This is a genomic window from Mesorhizobium sp. M2E.F.Ca.ET.209.01.1.1 (assembly GCF_004010375.2).
GTDB lineage: Bacteria > Pseudomonadota > Alphaproteobacteria > Rhizobiales > Rhizobiaceae > Mesorhizobium.
The window spans coordinates 1-367 of the sequence record NZ_SADP02000441.1; the positions used below are offsets into that span (position 1 = coordinate 1).

Sequence of the window (367 nt, forward strand, 5' to 3'; positions counted from 1 at the left end):
AACGGCTCGTCGAGCAGCAGGATCTTGGGCTCCATGGCCAACGCCCGTGCGATGCCGACGCGCTGCTTCATGCCGCCGGAGATTTCGGCCGGGCGCTTGTCGCTTGCATGCGCCATCTGCACGAGGTCGAGATTGCGCATGATCCAGTCATGCCGCTCGGCCTTGCTCTTCGAACGGCCGAAGACTTTCGACACCGCCAGGTTGATGTTTTCGTAGACGGTCAGCCACGGCAACAGCGAATGGTTCTGGAACACCACAGCACGTTCGGGGCCGGGGCTGTCGACTTCCTTGTCTGCCAAAAGCACGGCGCCGGCGGAAACCTTGGTCAAGCCGGCGATCAGGTTGAGCAAGGTTGACTTGCCGCAAC

The 367-nt window shown here is 61.9% G+C and carries 1 protein-coding gene; it reads right to left on the reverse strand.

Annotation, left to right across the window (positions count from 1 at the left end; all coding sequences use genetic code 11):
• A partial coding sequence (locus tag EN852_RS36380; protein ID WP_135879725.1) for an ATP-binding cassette domain-containing protein occupies positions 1-367 on the reverse strand: 367 nt, incomplete at both ends.